Source organism: Macrococcus sp. 19Msa1099, from assembly GCA_019357535.2.
Taxonomy (GTDB): Bacteria; Bacillota; Bacilli; order Staphylococcales; family Staphylococcaceae; genus Macrococcoides; species Macrococcoides psychrotolerans.
Window position 1 is genome coordinate 279765 of sequence record CP079955.1, and the last position, 22305, is coordinate 302069.

The following is a 22305-nucleotide window of genomic DNA, read 5'->3' on the forward strand; positions in this document are numbered from 1 at the left end:
TTTAATGAATGCTGAACAAATTGTAAATAATGATGGAGGTTAGAAATTGGAAAAGCTATATCATTATTTATACTGGACATTGCGTGTTGTGCTGCAGGTAAGTTTGCTCACTTTGTTTTATCTGGCGGGAGAATTTGTTAACGCACATACATTAATCACAATTCCAGGTAGTCTGATCGGATTGATTCTTTTATTTATTGCCTTGGAAATAAAGGTTGTTCGTCCCGAATGGCTCGGTTTAGGTGTCAATGCACTGCTTAAGATTATGCCGATATTGTTTGTACCAACATTAGTAGCGCTTATGAACTATGGTCCACTTTTTATGAAGAGTGGTTTATTTCTAATGTTTGATCTGGTACTTTCTTCGCTTATTATCTTCTTTATGACAGGATGGTTTACACAAATGGCGGTTAACTATAAGAAGAAAAGAGGAGAATCTCTATGATAGAAACATTAAGTTTATTATTTCTTACTATAATATTATTTACAGGAGCGGTTGCACTGAACAAACGTTATCCTAAAGTATGGACATTGCCTATCTTCACAGTAAGCGGGTTGATGATAATCATACTTATTGGTTTTCATATTCCTTATAAAGAGTATCAACATGCGACTGCGATTTTCAATTTTCTATTAGGACCTGCAATTGTAGCTTTCGCATTGCCGCTCTATCAAATGAGAAAAGTAGTAGTAAAATATCTCCACTTCATTGTAGCAGGCTTCACTATGGGGCTTATGGTATCGCTTTTAGCAACGTATTTGCTTGCTATGGTATTGCCACTAGATAAGACACTTGTGCATTCACTATGGGAAAAAAATGTGACATTGCCTGTTGCGATGAATATTGCATCTTCTACTAATGGTAGCGTAGCGTTAACATCCATTGCTGTGATTATTAGTGGCTGCATTGGATTTAGTTTCGGGCATAAGGTGATGAAGTGGATGAAAATTGATCACTTTGTAGCACGTGGTGTCGCCATGGCCGCGGTTGCACATGTATTTGGTACAAACACATCAATGGCACTTAGCAAAGAAGAAGGTGGTATCGCACTTGTAACGATGATTGGGACCGCAATACTTGCGAGTATTGTTATACCGATGTTAATTGTGTGAGTAATATCACGAAATATAATGATATAAGATGGATTTCTCAAAGAACGCCGTTATAAGGCGTTCTTTTTTATTCACAAAAATTTAACTAAATATTCTGAACAATTAATTGAAAACGCTTACTTTTAGGTGTAGAATTGAACTGTATAAAATAATGTATCGGAAAGAGGGTGTTAAGGTTGAAGGAAAAATACGATGTTGCAGTAATCGGTGGTGGCCCTGGTGGATATGTCGCAGCGATTCGTTTAGCTCAGTACGGTAAGAAAGTTGTGCTCTTTGAAGCAAACAATCTCGGTGGTACATGCTTAAACGTTGGCTGTATACCATCAAAATCATTACTTAGATCTGCTGAAATCGTCGAAACTATAAAGCATTCGGAAGAATTTGGCGTAATGAGTAAGGGATTTAATATTGATTACAAAGTAATTAAGTCACGTAAAGATGAAATCGTTAATCAACTTGTTACCGGTGTAGGTTACTTACTCAAGAAAAATAATATTACAATAAAAAATGAGTATGTTGAATCTATTGAGCAGTCAGAAGTTTTAACGAAAGAAAATCGTTATGATGTATCGCAAATTATTTTAGCAACAGGTTCAAAACCATTTGTTCCTAAAATAGCAGGTATTGATGAAATAGAGTTTGATACGACAGATACAATATTCCAATGGACTGAACTACCGGACAAAATGGTTATCATTGGTGGTGGTGTCATTGGTGTTGAAATGGCACAAGCTTTTGCATCATTTGATGTTGAAGTTACAGTGGTTGAAGTGGCTGAAGAAATTTTGTTAACGGAAGATAAAGCGGCGCGTGATCTTGTGAGAAATCACTTAAAAGACCAAGGCGTCCATATCATTGAGCATGCTTCGATTAAAAAAATCGAAAAAGGAATGCTTAAACTTCAAGATAAGACGATACCTTTTGACAAAGTATTAATTGCAACAGGTAGAAAGAATAATTTAGAACTCGCAAAGAAATTAAACGTAGCTTTAAGTGAAAATCAAAAGTTTGTTGAAGTTAATGAAAACATGCAAACAAGTATAAAACATATATATGCAATTGGAGATATCGTACTAGGATTGCAGTTAGCACATGTAGCTAGCCATGAAGGTACCATTGCAGCAGCCCATATCTGTAAAGAACCATTTAAATCTGGTGATAGTAACGCAGTACCGCGATGTGTCTATACGACACCAGAAATAGCTTCATTTGGTATGGATTTAGAAACAGCACTTAACCAAGGCTTTGATGCACATGTTTATCAATATGATCTCTCAGGAAATGGTAAAGCAATGGCTTATGGCGATACGCAGGGCTTTGTAAAGATTATCAGTGAGCAAAAGTATGGAGAAATTCTAGGGGCTGTCATCTGTGGTCCGCATGCGACCGAATTAATCAGTACCATACTCGCAGTGAAAGAATCAGAAGGTACGGTATTTGAAATGAAAGATCAAATATTTGCACATCCAACAGTTTCAGAATCTATTGGAGAAGCGAGTCTAGATTATTTTGATTTAGCAATTCATAAACCTTAAGTAGGAGGAGTTAATTATGGAAAAAGAAAAAGCATTATGGGTTTATCGTAAAATGAATGAAATCCGTGAATTTGAGGATGAAGTGCATAGAATATTCTTAACAGGGGAAATCCCTGGATTTGTTCACTTGTATGCCGGTGAAGAAGCAGTAGCAGTAGGCGCTTGTGCAGAATTAACGGATGATGACTACATCACGAGTACACACAGAGGACATGGTCATGCGATTGCAAAAGACTGTGATATTCTCGGAATGATGGCGGAAATATATGGACGCAAAGATGGCCTGAACAAAGGGAAAGGGGGGTCTATGCATATTGCTGAAGTTGAAAAAGGAATACTTGGTGCAAATGGTATTGTAGGTGCAGGATTCCCATTAGCAAATGGCGCAGCATTATCGATAAAAACGTTAAAGCAAGATGCTGTTGCAGTATGTTTCTTTGGAGATGGTGCATCTAACGAAGGTACTTTCCATGAAGGGCTTAACTTCGCATCGATTTTAAACTTACCTGTTATCTTTATCTGTGAAAATAATGGATTTGGCGAAGCAACCCCTCATAGTTATGCTTCTGCTTCAGAAACAATTGCGGAAAGAGCGTCAGCATATAATATGCCGGGTCATCTAGTGGATGGTAAAGATGTAACTGCTGTCAATGAAAAAATGATAGAAGCGGTGAAAAGAGCAAAAGCAGGTGAAGGCCCAACATTGATTGAATGTAAAACATATAGAAATTATGGACATTTTGAAGGGGATAACCAAAGTTATAAATCGGATAAAGATGAATTACGTGAAGTAGATCCGATTACGATTTTTAAAGATAAGGCACTTGAAGCGCAGTGGTTTACTGAAGAGGAAGCCAAAAAAATTGAAGACGAAGCAAAAGCGTTAATAAAAGAAGCGGTTGAATTTGCAGAAAATAGTCCATTACCAGATGAAGCATCTTTACTTGAAGATGTTTATGCAGATTAAGGAGGAATAATAATGAGTAGAGAAATTACTTATATGGCTGCAGTAACTGAAGCTATTGATCAAGCGATGGAGAAAGATGAAACAGTCATTCTGTTAGGTGAAGACGTTGCCGGTGGGAATACGATTGAACATCTTGAAGGCGATGAAGCTTGGGGAGGTGTATTCGGTTTAACGAAAGGTATTGTCGGTAAGTATGGACGTGAGAGGGTTATTGATACACCAATTGCAGAACAGAACTATGTGGGTGCAGGAGTTGGTGCAGCAGCTACAGGGCTGAGACCGATTGTTGAACTGATGTTTAATGATTTCATCGGATATGCGTTAGATGCACTTCTGAACCAAGGGTCAAAGATGCGTTATATGTTTGGTGGCAAAGCTAAGATTCCGATGACTTTGAGAACCGTTCATGGTGCAGGCGCTTCTGCTGCTGCTCAACACAGTCAATCATTATACGGAATGTTTGGTGCGATACCTGGAATAAAAGTTGTGGTGCCATCAAATCCTTATGATGCGAAAGGCTTACTTTTAGCTGCAGTAGAAGATGATAACCTCGTCGTATTTTCTGAAGATAAAACTTTATATGGCATGAAAGGTGATGTGCCTGAAGAATATTATACAGTGGAAATTGGTAAAGCGAAGATTATTAGAGAAGGAGAAGACTTGTCGATTGTTGCAATCGGTAAGATGGTCCAAATTGCTCTAGAAGTTGCAGATGAACTGGAAGCTGCAGATATTTCAGTCGAAGTTATTGATTTAGTTACTGTTTCTCCATGGGATCAAGAAACAGTACTTAACTCCGTGAAGAAAACGAACCGCCTTATCGTGATTGATGAAGCAAATCCTCAGAGTAGTACAGGGCACAGTATTTCAGCTGTCGTCGGCGATAAAGCTTTTGATTATTTAGACGGACCTGTCAAAGTAATTACTGCACCTGCGACACCAGTGCCATTTGCATCAAATTTAGAGAAACTATATATTCCAAGTAAAGAACGTGTTCTAGAAGAAGCAGATGAAATAATTCAAGACTTAAGAAAGTGAGGTGTGATTCATGAGTTCAAGAATAAATATGCCGAAATTAGGAATGACAATGACAGAAGGTACTATAGATGAGTGGTACAAATCAGTCGGAGATGAAGTGAAAAAGGGTGAAGCGGTCTGTATGATTGCTTCTGAAAAACTAACTTTAGATGTTGAAGCACCTGAAGATGGGATTTTAACAGAAATTACAGTGGAAGCTGGAGGCAGAGCTAAAGTTGGAGAACAGATGGGATTGGTTGGAGACTCATTAGAGGATAACCAGTCTCCTGAACGTTCAAATCAATCGACTGATGATGAAGCGATAAGTGAATCAGGTGAAGAAACGAATGAAAGAGCCGCAATAAAGGATGCGGCCGAGAAATCTCCTAGCTTTAATAGAAGTCATGAGGATGAATTGAATAAGAAAGCACGCGATGAGGACACTCCTACATCACAAAGTAACTCTGAAAGCAACCGAATCTTTATTACCCCACTTGCCCGTAGAATAGCTGAAAGCAATGACATCTCAATTGAAGAGGTTACAGGGACTGGCGGTAATGGCAGAATCACAAAGAGAGATATAGAAAAAGCAATTGATCACGTAAAAGTAAGTTCGACGACTGAGTCTACTGAAGCTACTCAAGTAACGGCAGAAGGCAAGCCATTATCGAATATGAGACGTGCGATTGCTGATAACATGATGCATAGTTTACAGTCAACCGCACAATTAACGTTGCACCAAAAAGTAGAAGCAGATGCGTTGCTGAAATTTAATAAGAAGTTAAAAAAAGAGGTTAGCAACAATGAATTAGATATTAAAGTAACAGTTACTGCACTGATTACAAAAGCCGTTGCATTAGTACTTAAAGATGATGCAAGAATGAATGCAACTTACAGTGATGAGAAGTTATACCATCATAAAGATGTGAATATTGGAATTGCAACAAGTCTGGAAGATGGACTGATGGTTCCAGTGATCCATAACGCTGAAAGTAAATCTATAGGTGAAATTTCAAGTGCCATCGAAACTTTATCTGCTGCGGCGAGAAATGGAGAGTTGTCTCAAGGTGCAATGAAGGATGGAACATTTACCATCACAAATATCGGTGCAGGCGGTATAGAATACTTTACACCGGTACTTAACGCACCGGAAGTTGGGATACTAGGGGTTGGTTCATTACAAAGTGAAGTAGCATTAAAAGACGGCAAACCGTATGAGAAAAAGATGTTACCTCTGAGTCTCACTATTGATCATCAAGTTATAGATGGTGCAGATGGAGCGGAATTCTTGAGTCGTATTAAAACATTTATCGAGCATCCATATTTGCTGATATTGTAGATAGAGGGGGCATAGCCCTCTCTATATTATTTTGAACATGCACAAAAGATGTATAATTCAATGACTTAACGTATAATAAAGGTAATTGACTTAATGGAGGAATTACGATGAACAAATGGATTAAACGTGGAATCGTTGTCGGCGCGGTTGGTTTTGGTGCCGTTCAATCAGTGAAATATTTAAAGCAGAATGAACAAGTGAAACAACGTTTGAATGATCTTAAGAATATCAAAGAATATAATGATCTGCGTATTGCACTGATGGAGGTTATTGAGGCATTTAATAACCCTAAGCAATTAGAATCGAAATTTGCAGAAGATGTGCATACTGAAAGCAATGAACAGACAAGCAACGCGCAAGCTACACATACAGAAGAGCCTTTCATTGCAGATGCAGTGAAACGTGTATTGGATACAAAAGCCGTTGAAGATCTTCTTGGTGATAAAGCTGATATCGATATGATGAAATCATTGATCGATGAAACGAAAGAAGTAGAGAAGCTCGTGCGTAGCTGGTTTAATTAATATTTGCAACATGAACAAATCAGTGGTATTGTTTATGTGTACAACTTAATAAGACGATTGCTAGGGGAGCTCTTATGAGCTGAGAAAGGAATATCCTTGACTCTTTGAACCTGTTTGGTTAATACCAGCGTAGGGAAGCGAGCGTGTATACTTATGATATTTTTTTGTCGTGAAACTTCACCTCCTAGTAATGAATCTAACTAGGAGGTTTTTTTGTATGGTAAATTTGAAGAAGTCATTTCCAGCAAGTAAGAGAATCTTTAGAGCGGGTAAGGGCGAGGATACGGATATTAAAGTACCTTTCCGTGAAATTACATTAACGGATACTGTGACAGATCAAGGCACTACTTCCAATGCACCAGTTGTTGTCTACGATACGGGTGGTGTATATCACGATGATGCATATAATATTGATGTTGAGCGCGGTATTCCTAAATTACGTGAACGATGGATTGATAGCCGTGACGATGTAGAACAATATACAGGACGCAGAGTACTTGCGGTTGATAATGGTTTTAAAGATATCACGCATAATAAGTTTGTAGAGACGCCATTTAAGTATGATCCAAAACGTGCGCGTGATGGCAAAAACGTGACACAGATGCATTATGCAAAGCAAGGAATCATTACGAAAGAGATGAAATTTGTCGCGATTCGTGAGAACGTCGACCCTGAATTTGTACGTAGTGAGATTGCAAGAGGGCGAGCAATTATTCCGAACAATATTAATCATCCAGAATCTGAACCGATGATTATTGGTAAGAACTTTAAAGTGAAGGTTAATGCGAATATCGGAAACTCTGCAGTATCATCATCTATCGAAGATGAGATTGAAAAGATGGTGTGGGCGACACATTGGGGAGCCGATACGATTATGGATTTATCTACAGGTAAGAATATTCATGCGACACGTGAATATTTACTCAGAAATTCACCGGTACCTGTTGGAACAGTACCTATTTATCAAGCATTAGAAAAAGTGGATGGCATTGCTGAAGATTTAACGTGGGAAGTGTATCGAGATACGTTGATTGAACAAGCTGAACAAGGCGTAGACTACTTTACAATTCATGCGGGTGTATTGTTAAGGTATGTGCCGATGACAGTAAATCGTCTGACTGGTATCGTGTCACGTGGAGGTTCGATTATGGCACAGTGGTGTTTAGCTCATCATGAAGAAAGCTTCTTATACACACACTTTGAAGAAATTTGTGAAATCTTAAAGAATTATGACATTGCTGTATCACTTGGTGATGGTTTAAGACCAGGTTCAATTTATGATGCGAACGATGAAAGTCAGTTGGCGGAACTGAAGACGCTTGGTGAACTAACAAAGGTTGCCTGGGCACATGACGTTCAAGTGATGATAGAAGGACCAGGACATGTGCCGCTTCATAAGATCAAAGAGAATCAGGAACTTGCAGATTTCTATTGTAATGAAGCACCATTCTATACGTTAGGACCATTGACGACAGATATTGCACCTGCATATGACCATATTACATCAGCGATTGGCGCTGCAAACATCGGTTCATACGGAACAGCGATGCTATGCTATGTTACACCGAAAGAACATCTCGGACTACCAAATAAAGATGATGTAAGAACAGGTGTTGTAACATATAAGATTGCTGCACATGCAGCGGATCTTGCGAAAGGCTTACCAGGTGCTGATGAACGAGATAATGCTATTAGTAAGGCACGCTTTGAATTTCGCTGGATCGATCAGTTTAATTTGTCACTAGATCCAGAACGTGCGAAGGAATATCATGATGAAACACTACCTGCTGAAGCGGCGAAAGTCGCACACTTCTGTAGTATGTGCGGACCTAAATTCTGTTCGATGCGTATTTCTCATGATTTACGTAAAGATAAAGGAATGCAGGAAATGGCTGATAAATTCAAAGCACAAGGTAGTGAAATTTACTCTTAGAATTTGCTGTGAATCGGAGCGCAGTTTATTCATATATAAAAGCACCACCCTTATACCAGACCGGGGGTGGTGCTTTATTTTATATAGTCATTGAAATTTTGTACATTGAAAGGAAATTTATCTGCTTCAATATTATTTTTCAGTTCTTGTAAAGAAACGAGTGCGAAATTTGTCAGTTGAAATGGATAGTTGAACTTTGCACTATTTTCCAGGAACATATCGTTATTTCTAAGGATCCATTCGTCACTATCTGTCTTCACATAGTCTAGATCTAAGTCTAGATAAACAATGTTCCCATCTGTATCGCGCTCACAAGGAGAAGAAATGTTACAAAATATCTTGACCGGCTGATAAGTCTTATCTAAAGCGATAGAAACAGAATATCCGTGGATTTTTGAAAGAAAATGGAGCGTTTCATATTGCAATGGAATATCAATATTTCTAATAAAGTGTCGGAGTATTGTCGTTTCATCACAGATGACAAGAAAGTATTCATCTGTTTCTTTTATCAGGGTACCTTCTACCTCGATGTGAGGTCGATGTGGATATTTGTGGGATTTAATCTTTAACTGTTCCAACAATGAACCTCCTTATCTTATTGTGAAGTACAAATCCAATTATAATATGAATTGTAAGCCTTTGCATAGTGAGAGGAAGAATATTTATAAAGTATTGGTAAACATTTACGAAACTTTAAATGAGCTGTAACACGATTCTGATAACTATCTAGTAATATTAGTGGAAATCGTAAGAATGATACGTAATCGTTTGAAAGTACGCAGTATAATGAGTAATGTACAGGTATTTATGGAAGTAAGGGAGCAGTATGGAACGTTCGATCGTTATATATGGGTACCTCGGTGCAATTGGTATCATTCAGGATAAACTGAAATAGAATAAATAAAAGTGCTGAACCTATGGGTTCAGCACTTTTTATCTTTTGATAGTATAGGCGAGTACGATACAAATCACTGCTAAACATATTGAAACATAAGGTGTAATCGCAACATCAAAATTATTGATAATGATGCCTCCAATAAGTGCACCAAATCCTATACCAGCATTGAGCGCACTCATATTCCACGCCATAATACTGCTGGAATCTCCTTTAACCTGTTTAATAATCCCGATTTGAATTGCAGGGTTCGTACTCCATTCAAATATATTCCAGATGAGCATCACGATAAGTAACAATGCAAATACAGGTAATGATAATTTAAATAGAAAGATAGACAACGTATACATCGTTAATGCGATCAATAACCATTTTCTGCTGCCCATTTTATCAGCCATTCTGCCGCCGAAGCTCGTGCCTGCGATACTTCCGATACCACAAACAAACAGTAGAATCGAAACTTGTTCTAACGTATATCCTTCATTTAACATCATCGGACTGATGTAAGTGAATACAATATAATTAGAGGCTAATATAAAGAAGGTGATACCGATATACTTTGCAGCTTCTTTCGGATAGAGCAGTTTTGAAGATTTATCTTCATCTTCTGATGTCTTAATTGTATTAGGAAGCTGGAACATTAAGAGGATTGTTGCAATAACACTTACGAGTACAATCATCCAGAATGTTGCACGCCATCCGAGCATTTCACCGAGCTTTGTCCCTATTGGAACACCGAAGACATTTGCACCGCTAAAACCGATATAGACAAGACCGAGCATCTTACCTCGCTCTCGGGGGTCACTCAAGATTACAGTAAGGGCAAGCAACTTCACGACAATGATACTGGATGCTGCTGATGCGATGATACGCCCAATTACAATAATCCAGAAATCGTTACCTACAGCATTGATTATATTACCTATAATAAATATGATCATGCTGACTAAGAGTACCCATTTTGGATTGTAGCGTTCAGTAAGTTTGACGAGTATTGGACCGCTAATTGCTACTGTAAATGCATAGATCGTGACAAGTTGGCCGGCAAGTGCGCGAGAGATATGCAGATCATCGCTAATCAAAGTGAGAATACCCGCAACGACGAGTTCTACCATTCCCACTACAAATACGCTAAGTATAAAAGTAAAGAGTTTGAATTTTGACATAATAGATCCTTTCAATGTTTGAATGCATTAAGATTATACCAATATTTGATAAATTAAACACGCATAAGAAATTAAAATAAAATATTCAGATAAACGGTATTGTTCATTGTCAATTGTACGAAAAAATTGCATAATGAAGATGAAAAGGTTTTCATAATTGGAAGGAGTGGTCAAGATGATTAGACAGATTACACAAGTAGACCTACAAGATGCCGTTGACCGCATAGCAGAAATTTATTTGACAAACTTTAACGACCGTAGACCGTTAAGGGCAATGAGCAATGATATTTTAAAACTGAGTGAGCATCCAGGATTTAGATGCTTTATTAGTACACAACTTGGGACAATCGATGGTTATTTATACGGTTATACGAGCGGACGCGATCAGTTTTATAGACAGTTACTGGACCAGTTTTTGTCACCTGCACAGCAAGGAATGCTTGATGGTGCATTTGAAGTCGTTTCTATCGCTGTAGATAAGCACTTCCATAAGAACGGGATCGGTACACAGTTATTAGATGCACTGCCACCAGGAAAGTACTATTTAACGAGTGATGTACATGATATCGGTGCCAATGCATTCTATTATAAGAACGACTGGATACTGCTCAAAGGAAATATGTATTTACATCCTAATATACCGCATAAGAATTTATATTATAAAGAAATAAAATAGCAGCTAGAAGTGTAAAAAAGCCCTTATAGAAGATACGCAGGAGTGTAAATTTTATGAGGACTTTTTTATGAGATAACGCTTATATGAATGTAAACAAGACACTTATGCGTATAAAATGAAGAAATGTTTTAAAAGATTAGAAGTATAAAAGATAAACGATCGGAAATTCTTCTTTTCGTACACTACCTTATATGCTAAAATGAATAAATATTAACTTTTGCGTATAAAAAATGGAGGGTATTATGATGCATTCTGATAACAAAACGGGTAAGATGGGGCAGTTTAAATTTATCATTCCTAGTCTTATCGGTATATTCTTATTTTTAACGCCACTCAATGTTGAAGGTAAGACGAGTTTGCCCGTTGCAGTTTTAGCAAAGTGGCTGTTATCGACTCTCGGTAATTTCACACCAACTTTAATCTTCATCGTTATTATTCTTTCTACGTTACTAACATTTTACTTTAGTTTTATTAACCATCCGAAGACGAGTTATTTCAAACAACTGTTCGAGGTGAACTGGATCTGGTTTATTATTCGTCTTATGGGTGCCATTTTTGCAATCATTGTCTATTTTAAAATGAAAGTCCCATTTGTTGATACTGAAAATACAGGTCAGCTCATATATAGTGGATTATTACCGACACTAATCGCTGTATTTTTCTTTGCGGGATTATTTCTGCCATTTTTAATGGACTATGGATTACTGGAATTTCTTGGACCGATGTTCTCTAAGGTAATGCGTCCCCTCTTTACATTACCGGGACGCTCTGCAGTGGATAATTTAGCTTCATTTATTGGAGATGGGACTGTAGGCGTTATGATTACATCTAAACAATATGATGGGAATTTCTATACGAGACGTGAAGCAACAGTCATTGCGACAAGCTTCTCCGTTGTGTCAATCACGTTTGCGATAGTTGTATGTGAACAGATTGGACTAATGAATCACTTCTTCTATTTCTATGGAACTGTTATTGTGTCATGTTTAGTTGCAGCGATGATTATGCCGCGTATTTGGCCGTTATCGAAGATTCCGGATCATTATGCTGATGGAACGACTGAAATTAAAGAGGAAGTGATTCCTGATAATCATAATGTCATCAGCTACGGGTACGAAAATGCGACTAAGACTGCAATTAAAGCACCTGGATTTAAAACATTCTGGTACCAAGGATTTAAAACAGTAGGAGATATGTGGTTTGCGGTACTACCTGTCGTAATGTGTATCGGTACAGCAGCAACAATCATTGCTGAGTATACACCGTTCTTCCAGTGGATTGGAATGCCGTTCGTACCTTTATTAGAGTTACTTCAGATCCCTGATGCAGTTGCAGCATCTCAGACAATATTGATTGGCTTTGCAGATATGTTCTTACCTTCAATACTTATTACAGATTCTGAATATGATCTTACACGTTTTGTTATCGGTGCGCTAAGTATCTCTCAGCTGATTTATTTATCAGAAGTGGGTGGTGTTATATTAGGCTCTAAAATACCGGTAAGCTTACCTAAGCTATTTGTCATCTTCTTGATGAGAACCATCATCTGTTTACCGATTATCGTGTTAATGGGACATTTACTATTTAGTATATAAAAAGGTCGTGACACGAGTGCTCAGACACGAGTAAAATCGCGAAAAGATTGCAAGAAACGTTCTTTGTTTCAAGCAATCTTTTTGATTTTGTCGAAGAGTCTGCTCGTGGAGCGCCGTCAAAAAAGGTCGTGACACGAGCGTTCAGACACGAGTAAAATCACGAAAAGAGGACAGGAAATGCTTTATTTCCTGTCCTCTTTTCTATATATAATGCTCTTAAATTTCTGTTTCCAGCTTTGCGATGACAATTTCTGAACCAAGCATTGGTGATTCTCCTTGAGGTTTATCGCCGCCATGTGAATGTGCCTGTTTGAAGGCATCGCTCGTTTTCCATGCTTCAAAGTCTTCTAACGTTTCCCACCATGTATTGACATAAAGTTCGTCATGATCTTCTAAGTTCTGAATAGACCATGTTTCAATTTTATGGAATCCTTTTAATTCTTGGATTGCGCCACCTTTTGTAAACATCGGTGCCATCTTTTCAGCGAATCCTTTTTTCATTTTAATTCTATTTGTTACGATATACATGAAATCACTCCTAAAGTTTTGTTGGGTTTGTTGCCCATATTTGATTCGTACGTACAAATGTTCTGCGGTTGATCTTAAGCTGCGAAACGATGACTTCAGCAATATCTTCTGGATGTGTCATCGATTCAGGGTCGAGCGATACTTCACCGATTAAGTCTGTTAATACGGCAGAAGGATGAATCAAGAACGTTCGAATGTTGTGCTGACGCATTTCTCTCATAACACCATCAGATAATCCTGATAATGCAAATTTACTTGCAGAGTATGCACTTGAAGTCGGGCCGGCATTTACAGCGGACATTGAGCTCATATTGACGATGTCACCTGACTGCTGATTGATCATATGTGGCAGAACCTCCTGCATAAAATGAAACGGGCCATACACATTTACAGCCATCATCTTATTTAAGTCTTCTTCAGTTGTTGTGAGAAATGAGCTGTTATGCATAATACCTGCATTATTGATCAATATATCGATACGTTCAAATGTTTCCAGTGTATGTGCAACAGCTGCTTTAATATCGTCTTTGTTTGCACTGTCACATACAATCGCAGTTACATCTACATCAAACTGTGAAAGTGAGTCCACCGCCGATTCTAGATGTTCGATGTTACGGCCTGTAATTGCAATATGTACACCTTCATGTGCGAGCGTCTTAGCAATCTGTAAACCGATACCTCTCGAACCGCCTGTAATAAGTGCTGTTTTGTTTTTTAAGCTTTCCATGATATTGCTCCTCTATAAGTAATGATAGGTTGATAGCTTGTAGTGAAAAAGAAGAGGGTGACAGATGTCAAACCCTCTTGATAGCATTATTTATTTAATTCGTTAATGATTTTTTTATCGTTATGTGTGTAGATAATGTATTTCTTGTCTTTTGTGTCTAAAAGCACTCGGTTTGTTTTACCGAAAGTAGAGCCGATACGTACGATCTTTTCGTCGCTCGCTTCTTCAGCAGTTGCGTAAATATTCGTATCTTCTTTAACACTTAAAATATCTTCGTTTGGAATAGTGATATCAGCAACACGCCATTTAATATTTACTTCTTTGTCGTCTTTAGTAATTCTCATTGCCATTTCTAAACACATCCTTATCGTTTTTATACCATAAATATAACGCTTTTTATCAGTATATTCAAATAAATTGATGTGATTAGATGAATTTAAACGAAATTCATCTTTAATGAAAGAAATTAGTGTTTATTTGTTGATTTATCTTAAAAAACTTGTAGGAATTGATTATCATATACAATGAAGGGATTTGATGAATTGAGATATAAGTCTATGTTTTTATTATTAGCGGCAGTGATTGTCGTTGCGGCGACATTGCGCGCACCATTAACAGTAATTGGTCCGATTATTTCTGAAATCGGAGATACCTTATCATTAAATCAAACGATGCTTGGAGGACTGACTACAATTCCACTCATTATGTTTGGTATCGTATCGCCTTTCGTCGCGAAAATAAGCGCAAAGGTTGGCATGAGTATGACGTTGTTTGCGGGAATGTTACTGCTGTTAAGTGGACTGATAATACGTATTATTCCAAACCTGCCATGGCTTGTCATAGGAACAATGCTCGTTGGTACAGGTATTGCCATAGGAAATGTGATACTACCAAGCTTTGTTAAATGGCGCTTTCCAGCACATGTCGGACTGATGACGGGTGTATTTGCCGCTACGATGAACTTAACAGCAGGAATTGGCGGCGGATTAAGTGTACCTCTATCACATTATAACGATTACGGTTATCAGTTCGCATTAGGATTCTGGATTATTCCCTCGGTAATTGGGCTTATCGTGTGGCTGCCACAGTTAAAGCATAATCCAAAGCCAGAATTTTCGGTAAGCAGACGTAAAATTTATCACTCTAAGTTAGCTGTTGCAATTGCACTGATGATGGGTTTTCAGTCGATGAACTTTTACAGTACTGTGACGTGGTTTCCTGAAATACTGATTCATTACGGTGTATCACAGGAAACAGCGGGATATATGCTGATGTTAAATCAATTTGCACAGCTTCCGATGACATTTATGATGCCTGTCATCGCAATGAAGATGAACAATCAACGTCCGTTAGTGATTGCTTTTACGATACTCTTCTTAATAGGTTTCACGGCCTTGCAGTTTAATCATATCGTATTAATTGTGATTGGAATGATTGCAACCGGTCTTGCTGGAGGAGCAGCATTTAGTCTATGTATGCTATTTTTCTCATTGCGTGCTCGTACAAATGAAGATGCAATCAAGCTGTCAGGTTTCAGCCAATCGGTTGGCTACCTTATTGCAGGGATTGGACCGGTCTTGATGGGATACTTAAATGATATGACAGGAACTTATATGACAAGTTTCATAATGTTTTATGTTATCGCAATCTGTATGTTTATCTTTGGTATGATTGCTAGTAAGAATGAATATGTATAATGCTTGTTCATAGCGATAATGATTTGATCATAAATTAAAACCTAGACGCAACAGCGTCTAGGTTTTTACAATTTTATTTTTCTGGATTTCTTGTATTGCACCCACTTGCTTAAACTATATATTATCAAGCCGCTCCAAATACAGCTGAATGTAATCGCATGTGTCAATGTAAAGGGTTCGCCGAACATAAAAACACCTTGGAGTAAGATAAGTGTTGGTGAGATATACTGTAGTAATCCAACAAGAGAAAGTGGAATACGCTTTGCACCGGCACTGAATAAAATAAGAGGAATCGCAGTTACGATACCGGAAAATAGAATTAGAAAACTTTCAAAGTTATTTCCGAAATATGTTTTTTGGTCTGTGGTTAATAATGCGATACCAAGAAAAGCGATAGGTAATATAAAGAATGTTTCTAGTGTAATGCTATAAAGCGCATTAATATTGACTACCTTCTTCATTAAGCCATATAACGCAAAGCTCAGTGCCAGCGTGACTGAAACAATAGGGAATGTTCCAACAGAGAATGTCATATAGAGCACACCAATTGCAGCGAGTAGAATGGCCAGTGTCTCTGTTCTGGTAAAGCGTTCTTTCAGAAAGAGAAATCCAAGAGCAATGCTCATCAATGGGTTGATATAGTAGCCCAGACTCGCTTGCAGCACATGATTATTATTAACAGCCCAGATAAATATACCCCAGTTGAAGGTTATCACGATGCTAGCGATAATAAGTGCGATAAATTCACGTTTTCTCTTAAATAAACTTTTCGTTTCTTTGACTAAAGGGGATAGCTTCTTTGTTACAGCAAGCACAATGATCATGAAGACAAATGACCAGATAATACGATGAAATAAAATCTCATAATCATTAAAACTACTCACTGCACGCCAATACGAAGGTAAGATTCCCCATAGAAGATATGCTAGTGCTGTATATAGAACGCCTTTTTGTGTATTGTCCATTATCTCACTCCTTTACATGATGATTATAGCAATCACAAAAATATGTAGCAATGTGCAAGTTCTTTACATTTTTTAAAATGTGTTATAATATTCTGAGCAATAGATTGCTATTAAGGAGAGACATAATGAATAGACTTATAATGCTGATATTGACGAGTGTGTTAGTACTAACAGCATGTAATGATGGACAAGAAAAAGAGCGCAAAGAATCAACGCCTAAAGTAGAAGTTAAAGTGAACCCTGAAAAAAAAGAAAGTAAGAAAACTACTGAACAAAACGATAATAAAACAAAAAGCAAAACAGAAAATGCTGCACCTGAATCATCTGAAGAACAAATAGTAACACACCCCTCTAATCAAGACTCCGTTGATCAGGATAATATTGATACCACAAAGTATAACGATTCTAGAAATTGTCTTATCGGTGGTGGAGAAAGTGCCGGGTGTGCAGTATTAGCTGAGACGAAGGAATATTCAAAAGCTTGGAATAATTTGACGAACGAAGGATATAACTGTAAAGATGGTGCATGTTATCAGTTGAATCCATCTACGCAAACACAGGACTCGACATATACAGCTACAAACAAAAGGCCAGAGACCGTACAGCCGTCGACGCAACCGACAACAGAAACACCGACAACAGAAATGCCGATAACGACAACGGAAACACCGACAACGGAAACGCCGACAACGGAAATCGTTACGACTGAGCTCCCTTCAACTGAACAATCACAAACAGTTCAGCCGAACCAATATGAAGACACGACAGATGAATAATATTAATGAGAGAAGCAATTTAAGCAGCGTATGAATCTTAAGAGCGGCGCTCAATCGGTTAAACAATAGACAAAAACTATGAACTCTTCGCGATGTCATAGTTTTTTATTTGTTATCTATACTATAATAAAGACCTATAAAATTTAATGGAGGTACATACGTGACAGGAAAGACTCATATCGCATGTGGTGTATTCATTGGGACGCACTATGCGGTTTCTCACGCATATAATATCAGTCAGTTTGCAGCAATCATCGGAACGTCTGCACTTTTTAGTATTGTTCCTGATATTTGTCATGCAGGCAGTAAAATAGGGAGAAAGATATGGCCCATCAGTACATTAATCCGTGTACTCTTCGGTCATAGAACGGTGACACATTCCATATTGTTTATGCTGCTCGTGTCGACAGTGTTATACTTACTTCAAGTACAGAATATTTATATTATCAGCGCTAATCTTGGGATTATGAGTCATTTAATATTAGATATGATGACACCATCAGGCGTGACACTATTCTTCCCGTGGACTAAAAAGATAAGATTTCCGTTTAAAATCAAGACAGGTGGTGTTATAGACCACTCGCTTGCAACGGCATTCAGTCTTGTGACAATGTATATTGTCTATAATGAGATCATCCATAGAACGATAAGTTGGATAAAATATTAAAGGAGCTTTATTATGGAAAAGAACTTAAAAAAATATCATCATCATCAACTATTAAATCAGATGGAGTTATTGTCTCAAGTTGAAAAACAAAAACTTGAAGAAACGTTATCCATTCAGGATTTTGAAAAGATAGATCAGTTATATCAAGATGTCTATGTTCATCGAAAGATTACGCTTCCGGAAGATGTTCAGGATATCGCAACAACCATTATTAGTGAACAATCAACAGAAGCGCTGGCACATATGAATGAATTAGGACGAAGTGCCATTAAAGCAGGCAAGTTTGCAGCAGTTCTAATGGCTGGTGGACAAGGCACACGTCTCGCGCATAATGGGCCGAAAGGTACATTTGAATTTGACGGTGTGAGTCTGTTTGAACTTCAGGCAAGACAAATAAAAGCATTGATTGAAAGCTTGAACGTTTCAATACCATGGATCATTATGACGAGTGATATTAACCATAAAGAAACCATCTCTTTTTTTGAAGCGCATGATTATTTCGGATTGAATAAACAGGATGTCTTCTTCTTCATTCAACCTAATATTGTAGCATTGAGTGAAGGTGGAGAGCTATTACTCAATGAGGACAAACAGCTGCTTACAACACCGAACGGTAACGGTGGAATCTTTGAAGCATTGAATGCATCAGGTACGAATAAGCTGTTACAAGAAAGAGGCGTTACACATATTTACATGAATAATATCGATAATGTACTAGTAAAAGTGCTGGACCCGATACTTTGTGGCTATGCAGTTGAAAGTGACGCAGATGTTACAACAAAGACGATTGCAGCAAGAGATAATGAAAGTGTCGGCCGTGTCGTGGAAGTGGATGGGAAAAAACAAGTCATTGAATATACTGAGCTTCCTAAAGGAGAAGAGAATCATTTCCGTAATGCGAATATCGGAATTCATATATTTAAGCTTGATTTTGTTGTGAATCATGCACAAAGTGAAATGCCTTATCACCTGGCGATTAAACAGCTGCCGCAGTTAGATGAGAATTTTACTGTTATTGAAGCTACAGCATTAAAGTTTGAGAAGTTCTACTTTGATATATTCAAATATGCGGATACCTTTAAGACGGTACAGTTTGATCGTAATGAAGAGTTCAGTCCTTTGAAGAATAAAGAAGGAAAAGATAGCATCGCAACAGCTTACGACGATTTGTTGCGCACACGTCGACTATAAGAGGTGACTAATTTGAAAAATAAAACAACAATCTATGTGATGTTGATGATGCTTTTGATTGCAGCCATAAACCTTGGACTCAGTTATCATTATATATTTAATGTCAAAGGTTTGATGTGGATGGGATTTGTATCACTATTTGCCGCATTGTTATTAATGATGCTCACCGTGCAATACTACAAGCATCAAAAAAAGCAGGATCATTCTAATATAAATGCCCATATTAAATCTGAAGATGATAGAATCTTAAAGTAATTTTTACAATATTTTTACGATAAATTCATATAAATTCCAGTACAATATAAGCATATCAATAGATAAGCGAGGGTTTATATGAAACGACGATGGTTATTACCTGTAGTACTCAGCAGTATCATTGTTGTATTACTTATCGCAACAGCTTATGCATTCTTGAGTAGACGGCAGGAAACATTATTTGTTGACGAGTATATGAAACGCTATCATCTCACAGTTAAAGGTACGATAGGGCAGACACGTACCCCTTACTTTCAGCGTGGTAATCAATCACGGCCAGCGATACTTCATGTAAGGCAAGGGGACAAAGTAACTAAAGGACAGGCGCTCTTTAGTTATGAGGATAGGTCCATCGCCGCAAATGAAAAGGAGTTAAGTCTGAAGATTGATAATCAATTAATTGCAATCAATCAGATTGAAGGACAACTCGCCGTAAAGCAAGAAGCATTTGAACAATCTGCGAGCCCCCGTATTAATGCAGAACTGAACTGGCTGATAAGTGAGTATGAGAAACATAAAAATGAACTTGAGATATTAAAAACGAAGGAAAGTGCGGCAAGTGAAGCGGTTGATCAGCTGACAATCACTTCCGAGACAACAGGAATAGTAAGTGAAATTAATAAAGAACAGCTGCAGCAATTTACAAATGCTAAACAGCAGTTTCCAATCGTAACAATTGCTGCAGCTGAAACTTTCGTTACAGGTGAAGTGGATCAAAAGCTATATAAGCAACTGGAAAAGGGGATGCAGTTCGACTTTGAAATAGATGGAAAATCTTATAAAAGTAAACTCACATCACTGACAAGAACAATCGAGCATAGCACTGCAAAATATTATTATAAAGCAGCGGTAGATATAGATGAAGCCTATGTCGGTGAAGTACTCACTTTTAAAATTTACCCAAACGTTAAAGATCATATATGGTTACATAAAGATTATGTGAATAGAAAAAAGCATACATATTATGTTCAAAAGTGTTATGGGAATCGCGTTAATGAAGAGATTATCCATGTAAAGAAACAGTCCGGACAATATTACCTTGTTACAAAAGGGTTATCGTCAGTCGATGAACTGAAAAAATATTGATATAGGAGATTGGGATATTCCCCAATCTCATTTTTTAATGTTTCCATAAATAAATGATTGTGCGCATTGAAATTTGGGTAATGATATTTAAGATAGTAACGGCCTATGAGGAGGAAGACGTATGAAATGGCAAGGTAGACAGGGGAGTTCTAATGTAGAAGATGCGAGAGGCTCTGGTGGCTTTTCTGGTGGCAGCCCGATGGTTATCGGTGGCGGTGGTATGGGATGTTTAGGAATCATCGTCATGATTGTTATCGTATTGTTGGGTGGTAACCCGATGGATTACATGGGTGGTGAAAGTCAACCTACGCAAACACAAAATCAGCAACAAGATAATGGCAACAATGATATTTTTGATACAGGAAACGTTAAGACGGATGCCGGGAACGATGGCGCTGCGACGGAACAATCTTTAGATGAACGTGGACAGTTTGCATCAGTTGTACTGAAAGATACGGAAGACGTTTGGCATAAGATATTCCAGGATTATGATAAATCTTATACTGAACCGAGAATGGTGTTATATTCAGATGCAGTACGTTCAGGATGTGGACAAGCAAGTGCTCAAATGGGACCATTCTATTGTCCGGTTGATCAGAAGATTTATATCGACCTATCTTTTATGGACGAACTGGATCAGAAGTTCGATGCGCCCGGAGATTTCGCAATGGCTTATGTTATTGCACATGAGGTTGGACATCACGTGCAGAATGAACTTGGAATCTTACCGAAATTCCATCAGTTAAGAAACCAATTATCTGAAACTGAGTACAATAAATATTCTGTTGCTGTTGAGTTGCAGGCAGACTATTTTGCAGGTGTCTATGCAAAGCATGCACAAGAAATGGGTTATACAGATGATGGAGATTTAGAAGAAGCGATTAAAGCTGCCCATGCAGTTGGAGACGACACAATTCAGAAGAATGCATTAGGACGTGCAAATCCAGATACTTTTACACATGGTTCTAGTGCCGAACGTATGGACTGGTTTAAGCGTGGTTATGAAGCAGGAGACTTTAGTCAGGGGAATACATTTAAAGCAAGGGGTTTAGACTTTTAAATAGTGAAAAATGAGATATACTCTTCTATAAGGGTATATCTCATTTTTGATAAGCGCCCATTAACGTAAAGGATTGATGGATTGTGAAACTAAAGAGACCGAATATTTCCTGGATGGCGCTCCTGTTTGTACTATCTGTAGTGTTAATTTCTGGAATAGCCTTTATATTGATGGTTTTCTTCGGAATGTATGGACTCAGTAGATTACTTATTTATTTCCATCTGGCAGAGTTTACATATAATGAAAGTGTGATAGATAACAGCTTTTATTACGGTTCATATTTAATCATCGGCTACGTACTATTGTTTATTATTGAATATATTATGGACGAATTAAAGCGTATGCTTCCAGAGAATAAGTTTTTTCATGGCTGGTATTTTCATATCATAGCAGTAAGTCTTTCGACACTGGTATTTTACTTCGGTGTGCATATTAATTATCAGCATATTAGAATACATTTTCTTGTCGTACTGGCGATTATTAGTGCACTATACTATTTAACAGAACTCTTCTATCCTGATAGCGTGGATTTGAATAATAAAGATGATAAATGATGAAATAAAGAAGGGTAGCTAGCAACAGATTGCTAGTTA

At 37.7% G+C, this 22305-nt stretch carries 24 protein-coding genes and 1 riboswitch; of the genes, 18 read left to right on the plus strand and 6 right to left on the minus strand.

All coding sequences use genetic code 11. The features are described 5' to 3' along the window. Positions 1–46 precede the first annotated feature (46 nt). The 8 genes from KYI10_01515 (at position 47) to thiC (ending at position 8428) form a co-directional block, all read left to right on the plus strand. Positions 47–445, plus strand: coding sequence for a CidA/LrgA family protein (locus KYI10_01515; GenBank protein ID QYA33156.1), 399 nt, complete (start codon positions 47–49; stop codon positions 443–445). Then, positions 442–1113: an LrgB family protein gene (locus KYI10_01520; GenBank protein ID QYA33157.1), complete on the plus strand. Its 672-nt coding sequence runs from the start codon at positions 442–444 to the stop codon at positions 1111–1113. Before KYI10_01515 ends, KYI10_01520 begins: the two co-directional genes overlap by 4 nt. Positions 1114–1289: 176 nt before the next feature. After that, positions 1290–2648 carry a dihydrolipoyl dehydrogenase gene (gene lpdA / locus KYI10_01525; protein ID QYA33158.1) on the plus strand — a complete coding sequence of 453 codons (1359 nt, stop codon included), beginning with the start codon at positions 1290–1292 and terminating at the stop codon, positions 2646–2648. A 16-nt stretch (positions 2649–2664) separates the two neighbouring features. Beyond that, on the plus strand, positions 2665–3615 hold the full coding sequence (locus KYI10_01530) for a thiamine pyrophosphate-dependent dehydrogenase E1 component subunit alpha (protein QYA33159.1): 951 nt from the start codon (positions 2665–2667) through the stop codon (positions 3613–3615). Positions 3616–3621: 6 nt separating this feature from the next. Continuing rightward, entirely contained in the window at positions 3622–4653 is a 1032-nt protein-coding gene (locus KYI10_01535) for an alpha-ketoacid dehydrogenase subunit beta (GenBank protein ID QYA33160.2), read from the plus strand. Between the two features lie 10 nt (positions 4654–4663). After that, the gene (locus KYI10_01540; GenBank protein ID QYA33161.1) at positions 4664–5971 is read left to right on the plus strand and encodes a dihydrolipoamide acetyltransferase family protein; all 1308 of its coding nucleotides are present in this window, start codon (positions 4664–4666) and stop codon (positions 5969–5971) included. 107 nt (positions 5972–6078) lie between these two features. Then, complete coding sequence (locus KYI10_01545) at positions 6079–6495, plus strand: hypothetical protein (GenBank protein QYA33162.1); 417 nt, start codon at positions 6079–6081, stop codon at positions 6493–6495. Between the two features lie 52 nt (positions 6496–6547). Beyond that, a riboswitch (TPP riboswitch) is annotated at positions 6548–6648 on the plus strand. 64 nt (positions 6649–6712) lie between these two features. Continuing rightward, positions 6713–8428 (plus strand): phosphomethylpyrimidine synthase ThiC, encoded by a 1716-nt coding sequence (gene thiC, locus KYI10_01550; GenBank protein ID QYA33163.1) that lies wholly within the window; start codon positions 6713–6715, stop codon positions 8426–8428. Positions 8429–8502: 74 nt separating this feature from the next. Here thiC and KYI10_01555 read toward each other — a convergent pair whose 3' ends face one another. Both KYI10_01555 and KYI10_01565 read right to left on the minus strand, forming a co-directional pair. Beyond that, a complete protein-coding gene (locus KYI10_01555; protein ID QYA33164.1) occupies positions 8503–9006 on the minus strand; it encodes a DUF402 domain-containing protein in 504 nt (167 codons plus the stop codon). Between the two features lie 355 nt (positions 9007–9361). Further along, on the minus strand, positions 9362–10489 hold the full coding sequence (locus KYI10_01565; GenBank protein ID QYA33166.1) for an MFS transporter: 1128 nt from the start codon (positions 10487–10489) through the stop codon (positions 9362–9364). 175 nt (positions 10490–10664) lie between these two features. On the opposite strand from KYI10_01565, the gene KYI10_01570 reads away from it, so the two are divergent. Both KYI10_01570 and KYI10_01575 read left to right on the plus strand, forming a co-directional pair. After that, complete coding sequence (locus KYI10_01570) at positions 10665–11165, plus strand: hypothetical protein (GenBank protein ID QYA33167.1); 501 nt, start codon at positions 10665–10667, stop codon at positions 11163–11165. A 245-nt stretch (positions 11166–11410) separates the two neighbouring features. After that, positions 11411–12760: a YjiH family protein gene (locus tag KYI10_01575; protein QYA33868.1), complete on the plus strand. Its 1350-nt coding sequence runs from the start codon at positions 11411–11413 to the stop codon at positions 12758–12760. 216 nt (positions 12761–12976) lie between these two features. Here KYI10_01575 and KYI10_01580 read toward each other — a convergent pair whose 3' ends face one another. The 3 genes from KYI10_01580 to KYI10_01590 form a co-directional block, all read right to left on the minus strand. Further along, positions 12977–13288, minus strand: coding sequence for a heme oxygenase (locus KYI10_01580; protein QYA33168.1), 312 nt, complete (start codon positions 13286–13288; stop codon positions 12977–12979). 10 nt (positions 13289–13298) lie between these two features. Beyond that, positions 13299–14015 carry an SDR family NAD(P)-dependent oxidoreductase gene (locus tag KYI10_01585; GenBank protein QYA33169.1) on the minus strand — a complete coding sequence of 239 codons (717 nt, stop codon included), beginning with the start codon at positions 14013–14015 and terminating at the stop codon, positions 13299–13301. Between the two features lie 86 nt (positions 14016–14101). Further along, entirely contained in the window at positions 14102–14365 is a 264-nt protein-coding gene (locus KYI10_01590) for a hypothetical protein (protein ID QYA33170.1), read from the minus strand. 207 nt (positions 14366–14572) lie between these two features. Here KYI10_01590 and KYI10_01595 point away from each other — a divergent pair, with 207 nt between their 5' ends. Continuing rightward, positions 14573–15712 (plus strand): MFS transporter, encoded by a 1140-nt coding sequence (locus KYI10_01595; protein ID QYA33869.2) that lies wholly within the window; start codon positions 14573–14575, stop codon positions 15710–15712. Between the two features lie 65 nt (positions 15713–15777). Here the strand turns inward: KYI10_01595 and rarD are convergent, their stop codons facing one another. Continuing rightward, complete coding sequence (gene rarD / locus KYI10_01600) at positions 15778–16677, minus strand: EamA family transporter RarD (GenBank protein QYA33171.1); 900 nt, start codon at positions 16675–16677, stop codon at positions 15778–15780. A gap of 125 nt (positions 16678–16802) precedes the next feature. Here rarD and KYI10_01605 point away from each other — a divergent pair, with 125 nt between their 5' ends. The 7 genes from KYI10_01605 (at position 16803) to KYI10_01635 (ending at position 22266) form a co-directional block, all read left to right on the plus strand. Continuing rightward, a complete protein-coding gene (locus tag KYI10_01605) occupies positions 16803–17453 on the plus strand; it encodes a hypothetical protein (GenBank protein ID QYA33172.1) in 651 nt (216 codons plus the stop codon). Between the two features lie 160 nt (positions 17454–17613). Then, entirely contained in the window at positions 17614–18120 is a 507-nt protein-coding gene (locus KYI10_01610) for a metal-dependent hydrolase (protein QYA33173.1), read from the plus strand. A 12-nt stretch (positions 18121–18132) separates the two neighbouring features. Then, positions 18133–19311: a UTP--glucose-1-phosphate uridylyltransferase gene (locus KYI10_01615; GenBank protein QYA33174.1), complete on the plus strand. Its 1179-nt coding sequence runs from the start codon at positions 18133–18135 to the stop codon at positions 19309–19311. Positions 19312–19323: 12 nt separating this feature from the next. Further along, complete coding sequence (locus KYI10_01620) at positions 19324–19566, plus strand: hypothetical protein (GenBank protein QYA33175.1); 243 nt, start codon at positions 19324–19326, stop codon at positions 19564–19566. A gap of 78 nt (positions 19567–19644) precedes the next feature. Beyond that, a complete protein-coding gene (locus KYI10_01625) occupies positions 19645–20652 on the plus strand; it encodes an HlyD family efflux transporter periplasmic adaptor subunit (protein QYA33176.1) in 1008 nt (335 codons plus the stop codon). A gap of 121 nt (positions 20653–20773) precedes the next feature. Continuing rightward, a complete protein-coding gene (locus KYI10_01630) occupies positions 20774–21712 on the plus strand; it encodes a neutral zinc metallopeptidase (GenBank protein QYA33177.1) in 939 nt (312 codons plus the stop codon). A gap of 113 nt (positions 21713–21825) precedes the next feature. Continuing rightward, on the plus strand, positions 21826–22266 hold the full coding sequence (locus KYI10_01635; protein QYA33870.1) for a SepA family multidrug efflux transporter: 441 nt from the start codon (positions 21826–21828) through the stop codon (positions 22264–22266). Positions 22267–22305 lie beyond the last annotated feature (39 nt).

Bases quoted from the DNA above. Each gene is read 5' to 3' on its own strand.
- KYI10_01520 (QYA33157.1), top strand. From the start codon at position 442: ATGATAGAAACATTAAGTTTATTATTTCTTACTATAATATTATTTACA.
- KYI10_01530 (QYA33159.1), top strand. From the start codon at position 2,665: ATGGAAAAAGAAAAAGCATTATGGGTTTATCGTAAAATGAATGAAATC.
- KYI10_01540 (QYA33161.1), top strand. From the start codon at position 4,664: ATGAGTTCAAGAATAAATATGCCGAAATTAGGAATGACAATGACAGAA.
- KYI10_01545 (QYA33162.1), top strand. From the start codon at position 6,079: ATGAACAAATGGATTAAACGTGGAATCGTTGTCGGCGCGGTTGGTTTT.
- thiC (QYA33163.1), top strand. From the start codon at position 6,713: ATGGTAAATTTGAAGAAGTCATTTCCAGCAAGTAAGAGAATCTTTAGA.
- KYI10_01565 (QYA33166.1), bottom strand. From the start codon at position 10,489: ATGTCAAAATTCAAACTCTTTACTTTTATACTTAGCGTATTTGTAGTG.
- KYI10_01570 (QYA33167.1), top strand. From the start codon at position 10,665: ATGATTAGACAGATTACACAAGTAGACCTACAAGATGCCGTTGACCGC.
- KYI10_01575 (QYA33868.1), top strand. From the start codon at position 11,411: ATGCATTCTGATAACAAAACGGGTAAGATGGGGCAGTTTAAATTTATC.
- KYI10_01580 (QYA33168.1), bottom strand. From the start codon at position 13,288: ATGTATATCGTAACAAATAGAATTAAAATGAAAAAAGGATTCGCTGAA.
- KYI10_01585 (QYA33169.1), bottom strand. From the start codon at position 14,015: ATGGAAAGCTTAAAAAACAAAACAGCACTTATTACAGGCGGTTCGAGA.
- KYI10_01590 (QYA33170.1), bottom strand. From the start codon at position 14,365: ATGGCAATGAGAATTACTAAAGACGACAAAGAAGTAAATATTAAATGG.
- KYI10_01595 (QYA33869.2), top strand. From the start codon at position 14,573: ATGTTTTTATTATTAGCGGCAGTGATTGTCGTTGCGGCGACATTGCGC.
- rarD (QYA33171.1), bottom strand. From the start codon at position 16,677: ATGGACAATACACAAAAAGGCGTTCTATATACAGCACTAGCATATCTT.
- KYI10_01605 (QYA33172.1), top strand. From the start codon at position 16,803: ATGAATAGACTTATAATGCTGATATTGACGAGTGTGTTAGTACTAACA.
- KYI10_01615 (QYA33174.1), top strand. From the start codon at position 18,133: ATGGAAAAGAACTTAAAAAAATATCATCATCATCAACTATTAAATCAG.
- KYI10_01625 (QYA33176.1), top strand. From the start codon at position 19,645: ATGAAACGACGATGGTTATTACCTGTAGTACTCAGCAGTATCATTGTT.
- KYI10_01630 (QYA33177.1), top strand. From the start codon at position 20,774: ATGAAATGGCAAGGTAGACAGGGGAGTTCTAATGTAGAAGATGCGAGA.
- KYI10_01635 (QYA33870.1), top strand. From the start codon at position 21,826: ATGGCGCTCCTGTTTGTACTATCTGTAGTGTTAATTTCTGGAATAGCC.